The following is a 23,500-nucleotide window of genomic DNA, read 5'->3' on the forward strand; positions in this document are numbered from 1 at the left end:
ATTTCATGAAAACTAAGATAAAATATATGCTTCTAGCACTGGGACTTGTCGGATTTGCTGGTCTTCAGTCTTGCCGAAAGCTTTCGGATATAAACCAAAACCCTAACGAGGCGGCAACAACGCACCCTCAAGCGCTTTTAACTAAGGTGCAGTGGGATGCTTTCCGTACCTGGAGGGGTACCGGACCGCTGTATGCGCTAAAAATGATTGTGCAAACCGATGGCGAGAATGCCAATCAGATTTACAATTGGCAACGTGGTAGTTTTGACCAGTATAAACTGCTGCGTAATGTGACAAAGATGCAGGAAGAGGCGGATAAAATTGGGGTTAAATCGTATTCGGCATTGGCTAAGTTTATACGGGCGTATTACTTGTATAACCTTACCCTTACCTTCGGTGATATTCCATATTCTGAAGCTGCCAAAGGGGAGAGTAATAGCATTTATATGCCCAAGTATGATAGCCAAAAAGATGTCTTTATAGGTATTCTGAAAGAACTGGAGGATGCGAATACGTTATTAAAGGACGATAATAATCCGATTCAAGGGGATATTATTTTAGCGGGCAGAGGCGCTAGCTGGCGCAAGTTAATTAATGCTTTCCGCTTAAAGGTTTTATTAACGTTATCCAATAAGACAACAGATTTTCCTTTTAGTATTCCCAATGAATTTGCCAAAATTTATGCGAATGAACCGATTATTAACGATGATACTGGGGCTGATGATGGTCAGCTGGTGTTTTTAGATATCGATGGCAACCGATATCCGGAGTTTAATAGCAGTGGTTACGGTTCTGGCATGTATATGGATTCGACCTTTATTGCACGTTTGCAGGCTTATAAGGATCCTCGTCTTTTTGTTGTGGCCTCGCAAACACGCTTGGGCAAGGAGCAGGGTAAGGCGCTGGACGATTTTTCTTCGTATGAAGGTGGCGACCCTATAGCGCCTTATGCGCAGGTGAATGCAAAGGCTGTAGCGGGTAGGGTGTCGAAGGTACATGACCGATTCCCAAATTATGCGGTGGGCGAGCCTTTATCTTTATTGGGGTATGCGGAGGTGCAGTTTATTCTGGCTGAAGCTGCTGTACGTGGATGGATTACGGCGGATGCTGCCGACTTATACAACAAGGGTATTACAGGATCTTTCCTTTTTTATGAGCGTTATGCTAAATCTAAGGAGGGAAGTTTAGCGGCTTTTGTCGCAAAGGATCGCTTAACGGCTTATTTATCACAAGAAAAGGTTAAATTAGAAAATGCTTCGTCGACGGAGGCTAAAATTGAACTTATTATGCTACAGAAGTACTTTCGTTCTTTCCATCAGGGTGGGTATACGGCCTATTTCGACCATCTCAGAACGGGATATCCTTCTTTCAGGAAAAATGCTAACGTAAAAGTGGCTTACCGTTGGATGTATCCGCAGGATGAATATAATACGAATAGTAAACATGTAGCCGATGCCATTAAGGCACAGTTTAATGGTAACGATAATATTAATCTGCCAACTTGGTGGTTAAAATAAAATAATGGAGTCTAGAAGAGCATTTATAAAAAAAGCTTCCCTCTTGGCGGGAGCTACGGCAGCATTTAATTTTCTGCCCAATTCTATTCAAAAGGCGCTGGCAATTGATGCTCAGGAAGGATCGACTTACCTGGATGCGGAGCATATTGTCTTCTTAATGCAGGAAAACCGTTCTTTTGACCACTGCTTTGGTTCGTTAAAGGGGGTACGTGGTTTTAATGATCCTAGGGCGCTGCAATTAAGTAATGGTTTGCCTATCTGGGTTCAAACCAATAAAAAGGGCCAGCATTTTGCTCCCTTTCATTTGGATATTGTACGTAGTAAATCTACATGGATGGGTTCTTTACCGCATGGTTGGAGCGACATGGTTGCGGCAAGAAATTATGGACTCATGGACAATTGGCTGGATGCCAAAAGCCCGGGGCCAGCAGATTTTAAAAATATGCCCTTAACGATGGGGTATTATAATCGTGCTGATATTCCATTTTATTATGCTTTTGCCGATGCTTTTACCGTTTGTGATCAACATTTCTGCGCTTCATTAACGGGTACGAGTGCCAACAGATCGCACTTTTGGTCGGGCACGGTACGCGAAAATCCACGCGACCCTCATTCGATTCCGCATGTCGATAATGGCCAGATAAATTATAAGGATGTAGGCTGGAAAACATATCCCGAACGATTAGAAGAAGCGGGAATATCTTGGAAGGTGTACCAGAATGAATTAAGTATTCCTGTGGGTTTGGAGGGGGAGGCTGAAGAGTGGTTAACAAATTTTACCGACAATAATTTGGAGTTTCATAAGCAATATGGGGTGCGCTATCACCCGGCGCATGTGGCTTTTATGGAGGAAAAAATCCTGCAGCTGAAAGCGGAACTCCGACAGATGGATGAGGCTGCGGACAGGGATAAACAGAGGCAGCTTATCGCAGGTTTGGAGCGGGATATTGTTAGGTTTTCTAAGGAAAATTTTAACCTGTTATCGCCACAGCAGCAGGCTATTCACCGTAATGCCTTTGTAACAAACAAGGGCGATTTAAATTATCATAAAACCAAGAAGATTGCTTATAACGACGGACAGAGGCTGCAGGAGGTGGAGGTGCCTGCGGGCGATGTTTTCTACCAGTTTCGTAAGGATGTGGATGAAAATAAACTCCCTACAGTTTCTTGGCTCGTGGCTCCATGTCGTTTTTCTGACCACCCGGGCTCGCCTTGGTATGGCGCTTGGTACCTGTCTGAAGCCTTAGATATTTTAACCAAGAATCCGGAAATCTGGAAAAAAACCATTTTTATCCTTACTTACGATGAAAATGATGGTTACTTTGACCATGTACCTCCATTTGTACCGCCCTTGACGACGGACCCTGATACTGGTGCGGTATCGAAGGGTTTACGCACGGAGGATGAGTATGTTACGCAGGAACAGGAGCGTACGCGTACGGGCAAGGCGGAAAGTATTTTGGAAAGCCCTATTGGCTTAGGGTTTCGGGTACCCATGGTGGTTGCCTCGCCTTGGACAAAAGGGGGATGGGTGAATTCGGAGGTTTTTGACCTTACATCTAATATTCAGTTCTTGGAGCACTTTTTATTTAAAAAAACGGGTAAGAGAATTGTTGAAACGAATATCAGCGATTGGCGCAGGCTGGTTACCGGCGACTTAACTTCGGTATTCCGAAAGGTTGAAAAATCGGTTGATTTAAGTCGCTTAAAGCCACTGGACCACGATGCGTATATTGAGCGTATCTACCGTGCACGATCGCAAAAATTTCCGTCGGATTTTGTGGAAATTCGGGAGCAGCAATTGGACGAAATTCGTGTGCATGGTTTACAGGGGAAAGACAGGGCGGTACAAGAGCCTGGCACGAAGCCATCGAATGCTTTACCGTACCGCATGGAGGTGAATGCGCGTATGGATGGGGATGGTTTACAACTTGACTTCGCTGTACAGGAATCGGCAATTCCGCGTCATAAGGTTATGGGCGTACCTTTTTATGCTGTATCGTACCAGAGTAAGGTAAAGGGAAAAGGGCAGGTATGGAATTTTGCAGTGCAGCAGGGTAAACCGGTTTCTTATGCTTGGAACTGGGAGCAGTTTGATACTCCTGTCGTAAGGATGCGGGTGTATGGTCCGAATGGTTTTTATCGTTCTTTTACGGGGCATCGTGCTAAAAGACATGAGATATCGGTAAAGCAGGATCTTAAAAGCAAAGATTGGGTTTTGCTTTTTGAGAAACATAATATGGATTTCAGTTATCGAATTAAGGATAATAGTTATGACTTATTTGCGCCACAGGTTGTGGAGAGCTCATTTTCAGGGCCAACAGTGCTTTCTTTTGCTAAAAGTAAGGGCTGGTACGATTTGGAAATCACTTGTCTGGAAGATCCGGACTTTAGCTTCCATTTTGCGGGTAGACTGGAGAATGGGGCGCCGAGTATTACGGATCCTTTAATGGCGGGCTAGTATCCTGTACTAAGGGATAATAAAATAGCTGGAACGCTAGCGTTCCAGCTATTTAAATTAACTTAATTTTAAGTCGCTGTACCTTGCCTTCTTTTTAGTGGAAGTTTATCGGCGTTCCTACAGCTAAACCGTTGTTTTTAGCCAGTACACCGCACATATGAAACAATAAACGTGCTCCCACATTACCATCCCAATCGGTATCGCCAGGGGCTACTTCTACTAGATCTATACCAATTATATTTTTACCAGACTCGGCTAATCGGTTTAAAGCATATACCGCTTGTTCGTAAGATAAACCTCCCGGTACGGGGGTACCTGTATTTGGACAGTACCATTGGTATAGCGCATCAATATCAAAACTTACAGCGACATGTTGTGGCAATAAGGCAATTGCTTCATCCATCTGCTGCTGCCAGGTTTTTCCTTCAAACTGCGCCTTTTTTAAATCTGAATCTGTAAATACTTTAACCTTATTTGATGATTGTACAACAGCTACTTCTTGCTCGCAGAAATCCCGAATTCCCACTTGCACAAGTTTCGTGATTTCGGGTAGCTGTATGGCATTGTACATAATCGAGGCATGGGAGTAGGTAAATCCCTCGTATGCGATGCGTAGGTCCATATGGGCGTCGAAATGGAAGATACCAAAATTGCTGTGTTTTGTCGCTAAGGCTTGGTAGTATCCTAATGGTGTGGAGTGGTCGCCGCCCAGAAGAATAACTTTCTTACCCTTCGCCATCCAGTCTAATACGCGTGCTTTAAGCTCGGCATTTAAGGTTTCAGAGGCGGCATTAATGCGGTCCAGGTCTGCCTTTAGTAGGCTGTCTTTTTGAATGTCTTCACCACGCTCTAAGGCTTCAATAATGGGCTGCGCCATGGCTTTATGGCTATCGCTTTGTGTTTTCCAATGTTCTGGCCCTTCATCCAAGTAGATCCCTAATTTCCATAGTTCCGGAAAATCCTGGTGCAGCAGGTCTACCTGAAAGGAGGCATCAAGGATGGCTGCCGGCCCTTCGGAAGCGCCTGCACCATAACTTACGGTTACCTCCCAGGGCACGGCTACAACAACGATTTCACTCTCTTCTGCGGCAAAAGGTAATCCATATATACTGGCATCTGCTAATCCGGGTTGTGAAGGATCAAAACCCGCGATTTTTTCTTCTTTTGTTGACATGAATATTCTGTTAAGCTACAAAAATAAGAAAGCCAAAGGGAATAATAAAATGGAACTGCGTATAGGGCTTAGGCCGATATTTCAGGTTGCTTAAAAACAGTTTTTTCTTTATTAATTTTAAAATTTTAATTAAATTTAATACCTTGAATTTGTGCTGCTTAACCTTTACCTATGCTAGCCTATTTTCTAAACCGATACTTTTTAATGAGTAGATCCTGATTTCGTAAGCAGGACTTTATGGTTTTCCCTTCGTGGGGTTGCCATCGGTCAAGGACTTCTTTTTAAGGTTGTTAGGCTGGATCTGTGTTGGTTGTGGTTTTTAGCGATGCAGGTTTTACATTTTTTCACTTAACCTCTAACGAATTATGAACTTTATTTTAAAAAGGGTATGTCTTGTTTTTACCTTTCTCTTTATTTTTATTTCTTTACTGCTTGCGCAGCCGAAGGATAGGGAGGCCGCAAAAACCGAATATCCAATGTTCTGGACTTGGCTCGATTATCGCCCTGATGCAAATTTTGATTCTATTTGCCGCGCCATGAATTTTTTAGGGATTGATGGGCTATTGCTGAATGCTCCTTCACCTCAGGCTTATCGTAATGCTATTCCGATTGCGAAAAAATACGGCATTGAGGTCTATGCTTGGTTATGGACCATGAACTTGGAGCACGACCGGGAGCGTATTCTTAAAGCGCATCCGGATTGGTTTGAGGTAAACCGGAACGGGGCGAGTTTAGCCGACTCCATGGCTTATGTTGGTTATTATAAATTCTTATCGCCCGTTTTACCGGAGGTACGGAATTATATAAAGGAAAAAATAGAGGAATATACTTCCATTGATGGCTTAAACGGGATCGCAATTGATTATCACCGTTATGTGGATGTGGTTTTACCTACGACATTATGGCCGAAATATGGGATCGTCCAGGATCGTGAATATGCTGCTTGGGATTATGGTTATCATCCGGAGGCGATCAAAAAATTTAAAGCTGCGTATGGTTATGACCCGCGTGCGCAAACTGATCCTTCTACTGACCTGAACTGGCGGCAGTTTCGCTGTGACCAGATTACGGAGGTGGCCAACCTTATTGCCGAAACGGTTCATAAAAGCGGTAAAATTATGGCCGCATCACCATTCCCTACACCTAAGATGTCGTCGCGGATGGTGCGCCAGGATTGGGGGAAATGGAACTTGGATATCGTGTTTCCGATGGTGTATAGTAATTTTTATACCGAGGATGTTAGTTTTATCAGTGATTGTACGCTGGAAAATGTTCGGGATAAAAAGGCGGAAACAACCTTGTACTGTGGATTAATGGCTTCCAACAGTAGTAAAATACTTGCAGACATGGATGCTGCCTTGCGAAGTGGCGCCCAGGGGGTTGCTATTTTTACCGTACATGCTATAAAGGATCCTCAGCTGAAGGCTGATTTTAGGGCATTTACCAGCCAGGCAAAGGCTGTACGTGCGGCAAATAAGGGGGTTATGCCACTGGATAAAACCATAGAACTGGAGGTTGATCCCTTTAAAAAACCGGGTGTAATGAAGTTGGTGGAGCGTAAAATACAGCAACTTATTGCCGCTGACCGGCTAACGGATGATATACCTGTCATTCAGCTGTCTGATTACACCGACGCTGGGAGTTATGATGTTACTAAGCGATATTTGGTGTCGGAGAAGAATACGGGGAAACAATTTTATGTTACTTTTTATTTTTATGGCGGTATTTTATCGGGTTGGAATGTGGATGCAATAAACGGGTAATGGTAATTGGATTGTTTATGCTTTAAATGGGCTAATTTTAAAATTTGTATGAAGTTGTGGTTGTCGCTTGCTTTCTTCGGGTTGCTGGGTATGCTGCGGGTATGTTGTGCGCAGGTATCGCCAAAATATTTGGAGTTGCATAGAATGGATGCTGTGGTATTAGAGCCCGCAGCGATTATAGCGCTGCTTGATGAGCACCGGGTTTCGTATAACCAAATTGAACAGTTGAATTGGCCCAACTTTCCTTACAGTCCTGTAGTACAATTTCGTATGGCTTATAACCGGGAGGGTATGTTGCTGCATTTCCGTGTGCACGAAAAAACTGTTCGTGCGCTTACGGAATATGATAATGGCAGGGTGTATGAAGATTCTTGCCTTGAATTTTTTGTTATGCCGGATAGCGCAAGTACGCTGTATTATAATTTTGAATTTAATGCTGCCGGAAGGTTATTAGCTCAGGGAGGAACGCTGCACGACCGTAGGCTTGCTGCGCCTGCAGTGCTGGCTTCCGTTTTGCGGTGGTCGTCGCTGGGGGATCGTCCTTTTCCCGAGAAAACAATGTCGACAAGCTGGGATCTTACGGCTTTTATTCCGCTAAATGCTTTATTTTTACACGATATTACGGATCTTCAGGGTAGGCAGTTTAGGGCTAACTTTTATAAATGTGGCGATAAATTGCAACAGCCTCATTACTTATCGTGGAGTGCAATTAACACCCCTAAACCGTATTTCCATGCACCTAAATTCTTTGGGCATTTGCGTTTTTTATAGGGGTTATTTGTTGGTAGTTGTTAGTAATCGATTTAACGTTAAAAGCAATATTTTACGCATTAAAAGGCCAGTAAATAGCATAATTTTATTATCTTTAGGCGGATTTTTAGAGCCTTCGCCGGCTGGCGGGCTTTTAATTTCTATTTTACGAAAATTTAATAAAATTTCTATAGAAACTATGTCATCTAAGATTATCTACACCAAAACGGATGAAGCGCCTTTATTGGCTACCTATTCATTTTTACCTATTGTACAAGCTTTCGCTAAAACTGCGGATATCGATGTTGAACTAAGAGATATTTCCCTTGCTGGTCGTATTCTGGCGAATTTTAATGCGTACTTAACTCCTGAACAGCAAACTGCAGATGCATTGGCTGAATTGGGGCAGTTGGCGACAACTCCGGATGCAAATATTATTAAATTACCGAATATTTCGGCTTCTATACCTCAAATAAAAGCGGCAGTTGCGGAGTTGCAAAAGGCAGGTTATGCGGTGCCAAACTATCCGGACGCGCCTGCAAATGCGGAGGAAGAAAAAATTAAAGCGGCTTATGCAAAAGTTTTAGGATCTGCAGTAAACCCGGTTTTACGGGAGGGTAACTCGGATCGTCGTGCGCCTAAAGCGGTTAAAAATTATGCGAAAGCTAACCCACATCGTATGGGTGTTTGGTCTGCTGATAGTAAAACAAAGGTGGCTTCCATGCAGGATGGTGACTTTTATGCTACAGAGAAGTCGTTGACGGTTGCCGAAGATACGCAGTTTAAAATTGAATTTGTGGCTCTTGATGGTACTGTAAAAGAACTTAAAGGCTTTGCGAATTTGAAAGCTGCTGAGGTAATTGATTCGTCGGTTTTAAATTTGGCTAAGTTAAAGTCTTTTGTAACTTCGGCGTTGGCAGAGGCTAAAGAAACTGGTGTTTTATTGTCGGCTCACTTGAAGGCTACCATGATGAAGGTTTCTGACCCTATTATCTTTGGTGCTATTGTTGAAGTGTATTTTAACGATGTTTTCGCAAAATATGCGGAGCTTTTTAAAACATTGGGAATAAATAAAAATAATGGTTTAGGCGAAGTTTACGCGAAAATTGCGGGCACAGCACAGGAAACGGAGGTGAAGGCTGCGATTGATGCGGCTATTGCAAATGGCCCGGACTTGGCCATGGTGAATTCGGATAAAGGTATTACAAACTTACATGTTCCTTCGGATGTTATCGTGGATGCTTCTATGCCGGCGATGATTCGTATCGGTGGTAAGATGTGGGATAAATCGGGTGCTGAACGTGATACCTTAGCAATTATTCCTGACCGCTCGTATGCGGGTGTTTATGAGGCTGTTATTGCAGATTGTATTGCTAATGGTGCTTATGATCCGCGTACTATGGGTTCTGTTCCTAATGTTGGTCTTATGGCGCAAAAAGCTGAGGAGTATGGTTCGCATGATAAAACATTCCAGGCTGCTGCTGCTGGTACTATTCGCGTGGTAGATGCAAATGCTACGGTTTTAATGGAGCAAGCTGTAGAGGAGGGAGATATTTTCCGTATGTGCCAAACCAAAGATGCACCTATTCAGGACTGGGTTAAATTGGCCGTAAACCGTGCTCGTTTGTCGAATACTCCGGCAATCTTTTGGCTGGACGAAAACCGTGCGCATGACAGAGAAATTATTAAGAAGGTAAATACGTATTTAGCAAATTACGATACTGCTGGTTTGGATATTCGTATCTTATCTCCGGTAGAAGCGACGAAGGTTTCTGTAGCGCGTATCCGTAAGGGGGAAGATACTATTTCCGTTACGGGTAATGTATTGCGTGATTACTTAACCGACTTATTTCCAATTTTGGAGTTGGGTACTTCAGCAAAGATGCTTTCTATCGTTCCGTTAATGAATGGTGGAGGTTTGTTTGAAACGGGTGCCGGTGGTTCTGCACCTAAACATGTGGAGCAGTTTTTAGAGGAAGGGTACCTGCGTTGGGATTCTTTGGGTGAGTTTTTAGCTTTACAGGCTTCGTTTGAACATTTGGCTCAAACTCAGCATAATAACAAAGCGCAAGTTTTAGCGGATGCATTAGATGAAGCGAATGCTTTGTTCTTAGCGAACGACAAATCTCCGGCGCGTAAAGTTGGACAGCTGGACAACCGTGGTTCTCATTTCTACTTAACGTTGTACTGGGCACAAGAGTTGGCGAAACAGACTAAAGACACTGAATTAGCGGCTCGTTTTGCTATTTTAGCGAATACTTTAACTGAAAATGAGGCTAAAATTAATGAAGAGTTGATCGCTGCACAAGGAAAAACGCAGGATATTGGTGGTTATTATTTCCCGAATGATGCGTTAGCGACTAAGGATATGCGTCCTTCGGCGACATTAAATGCGGCAATTGCGGCATTATAATATATACCTATAAAAGTGCCATCATTGCGATGGCACTTTTATATTATTTATTAATGTTTGAAGGTGTCGCAGGGCTTTACCAGGCAGACCTTCTTGTTTTAATTAAAGGAGATTAAAAAATCTTCTGTTTTTACACGTACTTTTTTCAGGTTTAATAACCAGTCATTGGTTTCATCGCGATGACCAATAGCGAGTATAGTTACGGAACGTAAGCCATGTTTTTCTAATCCTAATAGGGCATCTAACTGATCGTTAACAAACCCTTCCATAGGGGTCGCATCCACACGTTGTTCGGCGGCGGCGGCTATGGCAAGACCGAAACCTATATAGGCTTGGCGTGCTGCATGTGCAAAATGCTGCTCCGCACTTTGCTGTGCTAAACCGCTCCATAACATGTTTTTGTAGTCGTCGGATGCGCCAGCAGGTAAACCTCGCTCATTTTCTTGTTGTGCAAATATTTGGTCTACACGTTCTTTCGTGTAACTATCGTATGCAGCAAAAATAAGGAGGTGAGAGGCGTCTACAATCTGACTTTGATTGTAGGCTATGGGCTGAATTTTTGCTTTTAGCTCGGGGTCGGTAACTTGTATAACTTTAAACGGTTGTAATCCGGATGAGGTGGGTGCCAAGCGTGCCGCTTCAATAATGTAGTCTACTTTTTCTTGTGCTACTTTTTCTCCAGTCATTTTTTTTGTGGCATATCGCCAACTTAAATCTTGTAATAAACTCATTTTAAAAAAAATTAAATTTTAAATTCTAAATGCTACTTTTTATGTATTAGTGTATAAATAAAGCCTTCAATAGCGTCGTTTATGGTTGCTGCTGGAGGATGTGTAATGCTGTTTTTAGCTAATAATTCAATCGCTATAAATCCGTGTAGGATGGACCAAAATGTCTTTAACTTCAGGTAAGCTTCATCGGTAGTGTGCTGATTCTCAATGAGCAGGTCGGTTATTGCAGCATATATCAAATCTGAAGTGGCGCGCATTTCTGTATTGCTGTTAATTGCTTCGCAGGCTGGAATTCCTAAACCAAACATAATGCGGTAATGGGCAGTATGTTCGCTGGCAAACGCCCAGTAGCTATCTCTTATGGCTCGAAGTCTCATCGCCCCTGGGGTAATTCCTGAAATGGATTGCTCTATCTTTTCGGCAAGTATAGCGAATCCTTCTTTGGAAAAATGGGCCAAAATCGCTTCCTTATTTTCAAAATGTTTGTAGATTACAGGGACACTAAACCCAATTCCTTCCGCTATTTTTCGGATGGATAACGCCTGCCATCCTTCTTTTATGATAATCTTCCACGATTCGGAAATTATATTTTGCTTTAAATCAAGCTGTTCTTGTACGCTATTGCTTTCTTTTGACATACATGTTTAAACATCTAGTTAACAGTGTTAGCAAATGTAAAGGGTGGTTTTGTACTTTTAAAATATTTTTAACTTTTAGACTTTTTTTTGACAATTGCTATTTCACCTTGCAATTACCTATCTTTATAAGGTAAATTTTCGGGCATGAAACATAAAATTTCTTTAGTTCTAGGAAGTGGGGGTGCAAGAGGACTGGCACATATTGGTGTCATAAAATGGTTAACCGCAAAGGGCTACGAAATAGACGAGATCGTGGGTTGCTCTATCGGTTCGCTGGTAGGGGCTGCATTTGCGGAAGGTAGAATCAATGAACTAAGTCATTGGATGAGCAACCTAACCAAAAGAGAGGTGTTTCGCTTAATGGATTTTACGGATCCTCGATTTGGTATTTTAAAAGGAGAAAGGGTTTTTCATACCTTACAGGATGTTTTTGAAGATATGGCTATCGAAGACCTGAAGATAAAATATACCGCTGTAGCTACAGACTTAGTTGAAGGAAAAGAAGTTATCTTTCGTGAGGGTAGTATATATGCGGCGATTCGTGCATCCATTGCTATTCCTGCTGTTTTTCGTGGGGTAGAGCAGAAGGGTAGATTTTTGGTTGATGGTGGGGTTTTAAATCCTATCCCGATCAATTATGTACAGGAGACCAATACGATTACTGTGGTTGTTAATCTGGATGGTGCGCCAAATGGGGATAATGAGACCCACTATGCCAAATTGAATGCTTTGGGTATATTGCAGGAATCGTATATCGCCATGCGTAGGCGATTGTCTAACATGAGCTTGGCTTTGTATAAGCCTGATTATGTTGTTGATGTGCCGCATAATATGGCTGGAATTTGGGATTTTGATCGGGCTTCCGAGTTAATTGAAAGTGGATATGAGCTTGCCGAAAAACAGCTTGTTAGTCTTTTAGCCTAAAAAACAATGTATAGGCTTAGGCTGGTCCTTTAAAATCCAAATTTGTCTTTAAAATTCCTACCTCCACCTACAGGATGGCTATTCTTTACCTAAATATTTGATTATTATCCTGGTTTACGGACAATTAAATGCTGTAAACCGACTAACTATCCTAAAGTATAGGTGTGCATTTTTCATTTAACTCTATATTAGCAACCTCATAGTAATGCGATTAATATTTACTTATTAGCTTAATATTTACCTTTCGCGCATTTTTTATGAAATATGGTATTTACCTTTTAATTGTTTCTATGTATTGTTTTAATATATGTTTTATGAAAAAAATACTCTTCACATTTTGTTTTTTGTTAACTCTTTTAGTGGCTTGCGATGATTACGATCCTTATAAATTAGATGACCCGAAAGTATACAAATGGAAAATAGATAGCTATTATTCCGGGTCCCGATTATTTCCTATTTATGGACAAAAAAGAACGAATCCACCAAGAATTTTAGCTGCTGTGGAGTATGTAGATTTAACCTATTCGGATTTGTTAAACCTTATTGAACAAAAAAAGAAATTAAAAAATCAAAATTCGGATAAGTATTACTACTTTACATTTACAAAAGTGAATTAATTTTAAGTGCTATTGTAACTGGACTTAACACCTTGCGTTATTGCGCCCACCTGTAATCATCAATTACCTGCATATGCAACACTAATTATTCCTGGTAATTTTAGGAATAGACTATACTGCATTAATAATAAGGGGTAATGTTGCTGAGGCTGTTTTTAATGGACACCAGTAAATCTGGCACTTAAACGCTGAAGGCCCTACAAGCCTAAGGTTTAGCCGAGCCAAATACGCGCCACAGAAGAATAAATAAAATTGGTCATCTATCAAAGGATGACCAATTTTATTATTTCTTACGGATAGATACTGCATTTTTATGTGCCTGCAGCCCTTCCAATTCGGCGAGTGTTTCAACGACACTGCCTATATGTTGCAAACCTTCTTCAGATATCTGTTGAAAGGTTATTTTTTTTACAAAAGAATCAACAGAAACGCCAGAGTAGGAGCGTGCATAGCCCGATGTAGGTAGCGTATGGTTGGTACCTGAGGCATAGTCGCCCGCACTTTCAGGTGTTAAATGGCCCAAAAATACAGATCCTGCATTTAAAATATGGTTTGTAACGGTTTGCCAGCTATCGGATTCAATAATCAAATGCTCTGGCGCATAATGGTTAGAAAATTGCATGCCCTCAGCTAAATCTTGCACTAAAACAGCATATGAATTTTCAATGGCTTTGGCCGCAATTTCACGTCGTGGAAGATCATCAATCTGCTGCGTTAATTCTTTATTAACAGCGGATAGTAGTTTTTCATCCGTGCTCACCAAAACCGCTTGGCTATCGACACCATGCTCAGCCTGCGCCAATAAGTCGGCCGCAACATAAGCTGGATTTGCAGTATGGTCGGCCAATACCAATACCTCCGATGGGCCAGCTGGCATATCAATACTTACATTAGTCATACCTTGAACCATAGCCTTCGCTTTAGTTACAAATTGATTTCCAGGGCCAAATATTTTATCCACCTTAGGCAGGGTAGCGGTACCGAAAGCCATCGCCGCAATGGCTTGGGCTCCACCCGCCAAATAGATACGATCTATTTTTAACAACAATAGACAGTAAGCTACAAAGCCATTTATTTTACCCGACTTTTGTGGGGGTGAGCATACAACAATTTCTTTACAACCTGCAATACGCGCCGGTACTCCCAGCATCAAAAGGGTAGAGGGTAAAACCGCAGAGCCACCCGGAATATATAAACCTACCTTTTCTATAGGACGCACTTCGCGCCAACATTTCACCCCAGGCATAGTTTCAGTAACACGCTCCCGACGTAGCTGGGTACTATGAAATTTATGGATATTTTGAAAAGCAATTTCCAACGCACGCTGCTGGTCACGGGAAATTGTCATGGCCAGTTCTTCAATTTCTGCCTTTTCAAGATACAGTTTAGAAAGCTCCACTTGGTCAAATTTACGCGCAAACCCAATCAGGGCATCATCACCAGACTGCACTACATCTTGAATTATAGTTTCTACCGTCTGCTGAATGGCATTATTCGGGTCTGTATTTCGGCGAATAAGATTTTGAATATCCGCAGGTGTAAGATCTTTATATTGGTAAGTTTTAAGCATTATAATATTATTTTTTCAATAGGCATTACTACAATTCCTTGAGCGCCTGCTGACTTTAATTTATTGATTTTGTCCCAGAAATCATCCTCTGAAATAACCGTATGAACGGCCACCCAGCCTTCTTCGGCTAAAGGAACCACGGTAGGGCTTTTTACACCCGATAAGAGCTCGGTGATTTTGGGTAAATTTGCTTTTTCGACATTTAAAACCACATATTTTGTTTCTTTAGCCATCAGTACAGACTGAATACGTTGCAATAGCTCGCATAGGATTTCATTGTCCGCAATGCCATCACGTCCGATAAGAATAGCTTCTGATTTACGGACATCGGCAAAAGGCTTTAGTCCGTTATTTTTCAACGTGCTTCCGGTAGATACAATATCGCATATCGCATCACTAAGGCCTAAACCCGGAGCTATTTCCACCGATCCGGAAATAGTCTGTATATCTGCATTGATTTTGTATTCCGTTAAGAATGATTTTAGGATAACCGGGTAGGAGGTGGCAATGGATTTTCCGTCTAGATCTTTGAGGTCCTGAATGGTGGAGTCTTTAGGGATAGCAAGTTTCAGCGTGCATTTTCCGAACCCTAAACGCTGTAGATACTGTACCTTAGCTTCCGATTCATCGATTACATTTTCACCAACAATACCTAAATCTGCAATTCCTTGTTCTACATATCCAGGAATATCATCATCACGAAGAAATAAAATCTCCAGATTGAAATTAGCAACAGTCGTTATTAAGGAACTTTTATAGTTTTCAAAATCAAGTCCACAGTTTTTTAAGAGAAGTACTGACTTTTCATTTAATCTACCAGATTTCTGGATAGCAATTTTAAGATTTTTCAAAATAGTTGGTATTTAAGGTTGAACGTATTATTAATTATAAAATAGTGCCGGGGAAAATATTGCTTCACGTAGAAACACATAGAGTTACATATCGCCAAAATGGCGATGATGTTTATGTGTGTAATGTGATAACAATTGTGGCATAATTAATAACAATGCCCAAATGTAGAGTTTTAATTTTTTTTATCCAAATTTTTCCCAAACTATGAATGCTACAGACGTTACGAAAAAAAATGGTTTCCAATAGGAATGTTCATGTTAACAAAATAGGGCTCGCTGTCATTGTTATAAAGCGACCAGTATTTTTTTATGCTGTGGATGCTAGTTTAGCAGGCAGCTAAAAGCCGCTATTGGATTCATAGTGATTTAGCGCTACAGCTTGAATTGTATAGTTTTTAGTAAAATTTAAAGCCATTAGCTTGCGATATTTATGTCCCAATACCTGGAAAGAAATAAATACGCCAAGCATTTTGGGTTAGGGAAGTAGACATATATTTTAAACTGGCATACAGTTAGTTACAAAAGAGACACAACGGGAATAAGACAATTTAATTATTCTATTTAACATAATATAAATTATATGACTTGTTTTATAAATTATTTTATGTTAAATAGACTGTATTTTTAAAGTTTGTTGATTCTGTAATAAAACCTCCAATATGTGATACTTGAGTCTGTATTTTTTGTTGGTAAAACACAATAAGCTAAAGAAATTAACAGACAAATCAGACCGACTAACCATCAGGTTTTAGGCTTATAAAAAAATAGCAAACCTATACGGGTTTGCTATTTTTACTCATTTGTTTTTTAGGCGTAGTTTAAAACTAAGCGCTTGGCCAAATCCCCTCGTAGGTTCCACCACCGTAATTTATTTTTTCTGCACTGACCACAAAGCTGATTAGCATACTATTTCCGTCTAACGAATTAAAATCTACGCTATGTTGAATCACATAACCATTCTCCCAGTTTAAGGTAATCAATGTTCCTTCATCATGCGATTTATTGAAGGTCACCTCCCCTGTTGTTGGTTTATATTTGCCATTCAACAAGCTTTCCAAGATATCCGATTTATCTGTAGCCTCAACCGTAATCTTTATAATTGCATTGGATGGATCTGATGCTACACGTCCGGAGACATCTACTGCACGATCTACATTATAATGTAGTCTCAAAACTTTTTGAGCGTCACCTTTGTTGAATTTCAACACCGCTCTTGCATTATTCTCTGCCATAATAAGTTGTTTTTAATGGTATATTAATTGGTTTATTAGCAAATTTATTAAAGCCTATATCGAATTCCTACAATATGCCCTAAAACCTCAAAAAGTATCGTAAAACTACGATAGCCTAGTATAATACTTTAGGATAATGGGGTTAAACATCACTGCTTTCTATACCACAACACAGCACCTCGTGTTGTAATTGATCTTGCACCTTTAGGGCTTCTTGCAATAGATCGCCTTGAAAACTATACAGCTCAATCAGCCTGTTCTGCTCTGCTTTTTTTGTCAATTTAAGATTATCATTTAAGGTTATAACATCGTATGCATTGGGGTCATAATTTTCTAGTAGCGACAAACCACGTAAAAATAGTCCAAACATTTTATCAGCTTCCAAAAAGGCATGTAACTTTTCTTTATGGTAAATAACGGAATCAAAACTGTGCATGTAATTTTCGAATTCGCAACCGAAATGGTCCTTCTGTAAGTTTTCTTTTAGCCGCTCCCACTTTCTCGCCAATTCTTTCTCATTTTCAACGGCTTTAATATGACCATCTCTAGCCACCGTAATTAGTAATACATCAAATATATAAGCACATTTTCGAATTAATGCCGTTATATGAGGATCGTCGAACACAAATTTCTTGCATAAGAACTGGTATAATGTGGTTTCCTTTTTAAAGGTTAGTTGCTGTACCCACACCTTGCGCGTATACTTCTTAGTAAGGCGTGGATTTTGATGCTGTAATGTGCTTGAAAACTGGTATACAGCAGATAGCAGTGGATTACTATGTACGCTCGATTCTTTCATGGTAATTATTCCACTTGTAGCCCCCTAAAACTCCTCACGCAAATTGTTACTACGTGGCTTCATGCCTAATTCTGAAATTCTTGCTGACAAATGTAAATAGCTATTCCTTAATTTTCTCAACAGCAATTGACTATCATAGCCTTTTACTAGAACTTCCTTTATCTTAATCACCTTAAAATCAGTCTCCTGTTCGTTTTTTACACCTGTCTCCTCCTCCTTATCCCTTTTGCTATCTTCGATGAGCTGGTTTTGGGCAACTCGTTTTTTTCTTTTTTTAAGAAGGCTATCGTCGATAAATTTCCACTCCTGCCCATCTCCAAAAACATATCTCCGCAAATAATCTTTCGCATTTAGCAATACCTCGTCGTCTTTGAGGTTGTAGCGTACTTTTTGTTTTTTCGACGGGGGGAATAGACTATGAACTGACGAATTACTGTTCATCTGAAGCATGCTTCTATTCTCCCTTGTCGGGTACAATAGTTCATGATCATACTTGTTTATTTTTAGGGGATATTTTTCATCTATTTTACATGCAAACACTTGATCGGCATCGCCGGCTAGCACATTGCGAAATAGGGTTTCCATAAAATGCAATGGTATATAACTGTATTCTTTCCGGACATAGCGCTTTCCTTGTGTTTGGTCTTTTCTGTACCAATACCCTTTGATATGCTCCTTAGTAATGGGTATTTCTTCAAATCCAGAAAGGTATGCGCCACCAATATCACAATGCGCACCTGGAAGATTTTTTTCTATAAGAACCGATTTAGACGAACCCGCTGGAACCTGCATCCGTGTAAGACTGAAGTTTATCCGGTATTCATCCATCGCCGTAAAATGAACGGCCTTTTGAAATCGCCCTAGATTATTTAACTGCAGTTCCGCTACATCATCCTCGAACTGATTAAAATTAAGTAAGTGCGCACCGACTTTTGCACCCAATGATAGGGATTGATTATTAACCTCCTCATAGCTCGATACGGTATCATAAAGTCCAATAAAACGAATACACAGAATAAGGCCTTCTAATTCCTCTTTCGATAAGATTCCGTTTTTCAACAATAAGTAGCCTAGATATCCAAACCTAGGCAGCTTATTGTTTACGGTATATAACACATCTACCTCTTTTTTATCCCTATCGTAATAGAGCGTTTTATAAACTTTCTTGTATTCAACTCTGCTTCGATTATTTGACTTGTTTTTTACTTCAACAACCCTTTCTAGTTTTTTTTTGCTTGTTAATTCATCATCTATAGCCCTGCGGCTGCCGTTAATTTCATATAAAAAATTGCGTGCAGCAGCAGCGCCACGGCTAAATCCAAAGATATCTAAGGTGAGGCTGGTGAGTTTTTTTTCTTCTTTTTCACCACTGGTATTTACAATGTTTTTTAGTTTTTCCACTAATTTTTCACAACCCCTACGGACTTTCCCTCGTATTCCTGTATCGCCTGAGCCCAATAGGTATCCCTCCGAAACATCACCTATTTTAGTAATGGTTTTCTTTAGCTGCGCTGGACTTTGACTGGCTATATCAGGAGGGACTTCTACTGTTCCTATGCCCTCTATATAAATTGCATAATCTTTCTTACAAGCACTCCATTGTCGCGCAATATTTGTATAGTCATTTTGATAACTGATACTGTCTTTCGCATGACCAGCATTTTTTTTATATACTTTTTTTTCCCAATCTTTAGCCGTATTGCTCTGTACGGCCTCCCGAATTCGGGTATTCTCTTTGTTATTGAGTGTGCCGTCAAAAAATATACCGAAGGACGGCTGCAATTCTTCCTTTGGAACCACAACTTTGCCGCTATTATATACAAATGTTTTTCCCATGGCTATTATCTTTTAATTTCAAAAAATTCCTCATCATCATGCTGTATTAAGGCTATTTCCTTACCCTGGCTGTTACGAAGTAGTACTGTAGCATAACTATTGGGTATATTGGTGCGTACCAACATTTCTATTTGGGTTGTAGTATCGGATGCACAGAGTTTGTGGAATGCCTGAAAGATTTCCTGCTCATTGAACCGAAAATAACCGGAATATCTTCGGCTGTCTTTTGCAAACCATGAAAAACCTATGCTGCTTGGAATGGCGAAGGTATCAGTATCCTGTACCTCTTGATAAAAGAGTTCGCTGTTTTTGGTAGACTGTATATTGTTTTCATAGAAATATTTATTTCTTTCGCCATTAAAATAGTTAAAACTATAGTCTCTCATTTTTCCCTCCTGCTGAATCTGAAAAATTGGCCTCCAATGGTATTTCTTACGGTAGCTATCCCAAAGACCAAAGGGAATGGGTTTATTTTTATTCGCTTCCTGTACTGCTAAGGGGATAATGCTGTTTGCATACATAACGCGCTCTACTTCTGTTTCTTCAAAAATAAGATGTGCCGCACCGTCTAATCTATTGATCTCAGACTCCGGAATGACAGTTTTTTCCGCTTGGTAACGCCCGATTTCTACACGATGCCCGGGGCCTGAAGCCCATACGACCAGCACGCCTCCGGGGGCAAAACCAACGTTTACCTGATCAAAGTGGTCCGCCAATAAATTACCCATAGCTCCTCTTCTTTGTAACGGCTCCTTAAATACACGCACAAGTTTGTCGTAATCTATAGGACAGTTGGCATAATAAAACTGGTTTTCGGCATAACTGAGGTACTTGACATCCAATTTATTAGGCAGCGATTTAGCACCACTACTCATCCCCGAACCGGGACTTCCCCAGCCGTTACGTCCAGAAATAGTACCTCGAAATAAACTTACAAAACCTCCGCTGGCGAGTTCAAGTCCACCCTGATATACTTCTGCGGGATAACCCAATGGAGCATTGGTGCCTTCCTCCCATTTAAATTGTTCTATGGCCATAGTCGTTTCCTTTTTTTGTTGCTGACAGCTTGCTTGTTGTGCCGAGAGCAGCATAAGCAAAAGCAGTTGTTTGATGTATTTCATAACTGTTAAATTTAGAGGGCCGAGTTACTTCAATTGATTTTCCCATAAAAGCCTGTCTTTCCCATGGTTATTATCTTTTAATTTGAAAAAATTCCTCATCATCATGCTGTATTAAGGCTATTTCCTTACCCTGGCTGTTACGAAGTAGTACTGTAGCATAACTATTGGGTATATTGGTGCGTATCAACATTTCTATGTGTGTTGTGGTATCGGATGCACAGAGTTTGTGGAATGCCTGAAAGATTTCCTGCTCATTGAACCGAAAATAACCGGAATATTTTCGGCTGTCTTTTGCAAACCATGAAAAACCTATGCTGCTTGGAATGGCGAAAGTAATGCTATCTTGTACCTCTTGATAAAAGAGTTCGCTGTTTTTGGTAGACTGTATATTGTTTTCATAGAAGTATTTATTTCTTTCGCCATTAAAATAGGTAAAACTAAAGTCTCTCATTTTTCCCTCCTGCTGAATCTGAAAAATTGGCCTCCAATGGTATTTCTTACGGTAGCTATCCCAAAGACCAAAAGGGATGGGTTTATTTTTATTCGCTGCCTGCACTGCTAAGGGGATAATGCTGTTTGAATGCATGACGCGCTCTACTTCCGTTTCTTCAAAAATAAGATGTGCCGCACCGTCTAATCTATTGATCTCAGACTCCGGAATGACAGTTTTTTCCGCTTGGTAACGCCCGATTTCTACGCGATGCCCGGGGCCTGAAGCCCATACCACTACCACGCCTCCGGGGGCAAAACCAACGTTTACCTGATCAAAGTGGTCCGCCAATAAATTACCCATAGCTCCTCTTCTTTGTAACGGCTCCTTAAATACACGCACAAGTTTGTCGTAATCTATAGGACAGTTGGCGTAGTAAAACTGGTTTTCAGCATAACTGAGGTATTTGACATCCAATTTATTAGGTAGCGTTTTAGCACCACTACTCATCCCCGAACCGGGACTTCCCCAGCCGTTGTCTCCAGGGATTGTGCCATGAAATAAACCTACAAAACCACCGCTGGCGAGCTCTAGTCCACCCTGATATACTTCAGCGGGGTAACCCAATGGAGCATTGGTGCTTTCCTCCCATTTAAATTGTTCTATGGCCATAGTCTTTTCCTTTATCTGTTGCTTACAGCTTGCTTGTTGTGCCGAGAGCAGCATAAGCAAAAACAGCTGTTGGGTGTATTTCTTGTATTGCATTATTCTTTATTTATTTTAGCGTCTATTTTACCTACAACTTGAGCGACACCAGCACTTTGAATTAATACATCTCCGTCCTTAGCTTTATGGGTGGTTGTGGAGGTAACTTCGTCTAAGTTTCCCGCAACACGTATGATCTTATCGCCTTTGATATTTTGATGATAGGAGTCGGAGATAAATCGATGATCCTTAGTAACGGTTACTGTATTACCATTCCCAATTTGTGTGTCCATATTATTTCCCACAGTTAGGTTCATATTTTCTCCGGCATGGATAGTAACGTTTTTGCCAGCATTTATGGTGAAATTCTCCGGTGCACTGAGGCTAATATTCTTATTACCATCCATATACCATACATTACCGCTGGGGTCCTTAATGGTAATGCTGCCTTGGTTTTCATCGTCGTCAATTTGAATGCTGCAACCGCTGCGCGTTATTATCGTTTTCAGGTGATTCTGTTTATCGCCACCTAAACCTATTCCACCATGAAACAAGCCCCCCATAACATAGGGCCTATCAGGGTGGCAATGCACAAAGCCGACCATAACTTGGTCGCCAATTTCAGGAACAAATACAAAACCTCGGTTTTTATCAACCTTCTGACTACTGCCAGCATTGGGGCTAAGCACACGAATCCAATCGCTACAGTCGGCATCGCCTTGCCAATCGAAGCGCACTTGTACGCGTCCTCTTTCATCTGCATTGTTAATTACGGTAGCAAACTGTGGCTCGGCAATAGGCACAAAAAATTTTTTCTGTGGTAAGTATCCTGTATCAGCACCTACAGCTTCAAAATCGCCAATATAATTCCCCAATTTGTCAACAGTATGGTTTACAGCAGTAATCATCAACCTGGTAAAGTAGGTCGGCTCATTGGTTTCTGCATGAAGCATGTCCATATCGACAAGGCAACCCGGATAAAGAAAAGGTATTCTTGTGCGTCCTGTCGTTACAAAACTATTGACTGAAGCACCACCTGTTTTGCCCTCTTGCTTTGCATCCAGGTCTTTCGTCGTTCTTGCTCTTAGCGGAGCCACAACCAAAGAGGGGGTACTAAATATTCTTTTAGAAATATCGCTCGCCGCTTTCCCCAAAGATGATACATGGTTAATCGTACTAGGTCCTGTAAAAAGCCTTTGGTTTTCATAACTATTATACCCATAGTAGCGATAATTAAGGTGCACCGCTCTTATATTGATGTCAATTTTGTCGACATTTTTACCATAAGTTAAGGGTATTGGTTTTTCCGAAAAAGATAATTTTCCAAATCGGATACAGGTGCCGTCATAGTAAAACTGCTGTCCATAAGATTCAGCAAGGCGCACCAAATAATTGTAATGTGTTTCTTGGTACTGGCAGCTGTAGGCTACATTTTCATAGGTAGAATTTATCTCTACCGGATACTTATCGGTTTCAAGCCCCTGTTCGATTACGGTACGTACAATATTATTTATGGAAATAATCGTGTTTCCAGCAAAGCTTTGGGTATGGATGGCGGCATCTAATAATATGGTCGGACTAAAGCCAGATAGCACAATATTGCCGTGGTTTCTATTTTCGCGACATAACCCAACTTGGGTTATTACACCTACAAACTCTTTTTCAGGCCCATTGATAATATTTTTTAGCTTAAAGGTTACGAGTATACGTTTTCCCAAAAGTTTTTGTGCATTTTTTAGATGTTGGTCTTCCGGTCCGTCCAAAGCGTCGTGGTCTAAGATCAGTGTAAATTGATGGTGACCAGAGACGGTCTGTTTTAGGTGGAAGTTTTTGTAATATAATAGTTGCTTCCCTTCTACCACAATGGTTATTTTTACGAGGTGAGATATTCCTGATATCTCATTTTTTGCCATCAGGCTGGCATTGCTCTTCTGCCCCTGACCTCCACTATCCTTTTTTGCCATATGC

General features: G+C 40.9%; 18 protein-coding genes. 7 read left to right on the forward strand and 11 right to left on the reverse strand.

From position 1 onward, the window contains the following. Window positions 1-5 precede the first annotated feature (5 nt). Window positions 6-1,517, forward strand: coding sequence for a SusD/RagB family nutrient-binding outer membrane lipoprotein (locus ACL9RF_RS04670; RefSeq protein ID WP_422799430.1), 1,512 nt, complete (start codon window positions 6-8; stop codon window positions 1,515-1,517). 4 nt (window positions 1,518-1,521) lie between these two features. Next, the gene (locus ACL9RF_RS04675; protein ID WP_422799431.1) at window positions 1,522-3,978 is read left to right on the forward strand and encodes a phosphocholine-specific phospholipase C; all 2,457 of its coding nucleotides are present in this window, start codon (window positions 1,522-1,524) and stop codon (window positions 3,976-3,978) included. Between the two features lie 94 nt (window positions 3,979-4,072). Here ACL9RF_RS04675 and ACL9RF_RS04680 read toward each other — a convergent pair whose 3' ends face one another. Continuing rightward, the gene (locus ACL9RF_RS04680) at window positions 4,073-5,152 is read right to left on the reverse strand and encodes an agmatinase family protein (RefSeq protein WP_422799432.1); all 1,080 of its coding nucleotides are present in this window, start codon (window positions 5,150-5,152) and stop codon (window positions 4,073-4,075) included. 365 nt (window positions 5,153-5,517) lie between these two features. On the opposite strand from ACL9RF_RS04680, the gene ACL9RF_RS04685 reads away from it, so the two are divergent. From ACL9RF_RS04685 to ACL9RF_RS04695, 3 genes are all read left to right on the forward strand, one after another. Continuing rightward, window positions 5,518-6,915 (forward strand): family 10 glycosylhydrolase, encoded by a 1,398-nt coding sequence (locus tag ACL9RF_RS04685; RefSeq protein ID WP_422799433.1) that lies wholly within the window; start codon window positions 5,518-5,520, stop codon window positions 6,913-6,915. 48 nt (window positions 6,916-6,963) lie between these two features. After that, complete coding sequence (locus ACL9RF_RS04690; protein ID WP_422799434.1) at window positions 6,964-7,686, forward strand: carbohydrate-binding family 9-like protein; 723 nt, start codon at window positions 6,964-6,966, stop codon at window positions 7,684-7,686. Between the two features lie 178 nt (window positions 7,687-7,864). Next, window positions 7,865-10,078: an NADP-dependent isocitrate dehydrogenase gene (locus tag ACL9RF_RS04695; protein ID WP_422799435.1), complete on the forward strand. Its 2,214-nt coding sequence runs from the start codon at window positions 7,865-7,867 to the stop codon at window positions 10,076-10,078. A 98-nt stretch (window positions 10,079-10,176) separates the two neighbouring features. On the opposite strand, the gene ACL9RF_RS04700 is transcribed toward ACL9RF_RS04695, so the two are convergent. Next, window positions 10,177-10,809 (reverse strand): nitroreductase family protein, encoded by a 633-nt coding sequence (locus tag ACL9RF_RS04700; RefSeq protein WP_422799436.1) that lies wholly within the window; start codon window positions 10,807-10,809, stop codon window positions 10,177-10,179. A 32-nt stretch (window positions 10,810-10,841) separates the two neighbouring features. Beyond that, window positions 10,842-11,447, reverse strand: coding sequence for a TetR/AcrR family transcriptional regulator (locus ACL9RF_RS04705; RefSeq protein WP_422799437.1), 606 nt, complete (start codon window positions 11,445-11,447; stop codon window positions 10,842-10,844). Between the two features lie 144 nt (window positions 11,448-11,591). On the opposite strand from ACL9RF_RS04705, the gene ACL9RF_RS04710 reads away from it, so the two are divergent. Beyond that, complete coding sequence (locus ACL9RF_RS04710) at window positions 11,592-12,371, forward strand: patatin-like phospholipase family protein (RefSeq protein WP_422799438.1); 780 nt, start codon at window positions 11,592-11,594, stop codon at window positions 12,369-12,371. A gap of 314 nt (window positions 12,372-12,685) precedes the next feature. After that, the gene (locus ACL9RF_RS04715; protein ID WP_422799439.1) at window positions 12,686-12,988 is read left to right on the forward strand and encodes a hypothetical protein; all 303 of its coding nucleotides are present in this window, start codon (window positions 12,686-12,688) and stop codon (window positions 12,986-12,988) included. Between the two features lie 283 nt (window positions 12,989-13,271). On the opposite strand, the gene hisD is transcribed toward ACL9RF_RS04715, so the two are convergent. From hisD to ACL9RF_RS04755, 8 genes are all read right to left on the reverse strand, one after another. Further along, window positions 13,272-14,558, reverse strand: a complete 1,287-nt coding sequence (hisD, locus tag ACL9RF_RS04720) for a histidinol dehydrogenase (protein WP_422799440.1) — start codon at window positions 14,556-14,558, stop codon at window positions 13,272-13,274. After that, complete coding sequence (gene hisG, locus ACL9RF_RS04725; RefSeq protein WP_422799441.1) at window positions 14,558-15,409, reverse strand: ATP phosphoribosyltransferase; 852 nt, start codon at window positions 15,407-15,409, stop codon at window positions 14,558-14,560. Before hisG ends, hisD begins: the two co-directional genes overlap by 1 nt. An 824-nt stretch (window positions 15,410-16,233) precedes the next feature. Further along, window positions 16,234-16,641, reverse strand: coding sequence for a type VI secretion system tube protein TssD (tssD, locus tag ACL9RF_RS04730; RefSeq protein WP_422799442.1), 408 nt, complete (start codon window positions 16,639-16,641; stop codon window positions 16,234-16,236). Window positions 16,642-16,783: 142 nt separating this feature from the next. After that, window positions 16,784-17,440, reverse strand: a complete 657-nt coding sequence (locus tag ACL9RF_RS04735) for a hypothetical protein (RefSeq protein WP_422799443.1) — start codon at window positions 17,438-17,440, stop codon at window positions 16,784-16,786. Between the two features lie 24 nt (window positions 17,441-17,464). Continuing rightward, window positions 17,465-19,276, reverse strand: coding sequence for a phospholipase effector Tle1 domain-containing protein (locus ACL9RF_RS04740; RefSeq protein WP_422799444.1), 1,812 nt, complete (start codon window positions 19,274-19,276; stop codon window positions 17,465-17,467). A gap of 5 nt (window positions 19,277-19,281) precedes the next feature. Further along, complete coding sequence (locus tag ACL9RF_RS04745; RefSeq protein WP_422799445.1) at window positions 19,282-20,397, reverse strand: DUF2931 family protein; 1,116 nt, start codon at window positions 20,395-20,397, stop codon at window positions 19,282-19,284. Between the two features lie 70 nt (window positions 20,398-20,467). Then, the gene (locus tag ACL9RF_RS04750) at window positions 20,468-21,592 is read right to left on the reverse strand and encodes a DUF2931 family protein (RefSeq protein WP_422799446.1); all 1,125 of its coding nucleotides are present in this window, start codon (window positions 21,590-21,592) and stop codon (window positions 20,468-20,470) included. Then, window positions 21,592-23,496: a type VI secretion system Vgr family protein gene (locus tag ACL9RF_RS04755; protein ID WP_422799447.1), complete on the reverse strand. Its 1,905-nt coding sequence runs from the start codon at window positions 23,494-23,496 to the stop codon at window positions 21,592-21,594. The genes ACL9RF_RS04750 and ACL9RF_RS04755 overlap by 1 nt, the downstream gene beginning before the upstream one ends. Between the last annotated feature and the right edge of the window lie 4 nt (window positions 23,497-23,500).

The sequence above is a fragment of the Sphingobacterium sp. Mn56C genome, from assembly GCF_049319645.1.
Classification (GTDB): domain Bacteria; phylum Bacteroidota; class Bacteroidia; order Sphingobacteriales; family Sphingobacteriaceae; genus Sphingobacterium.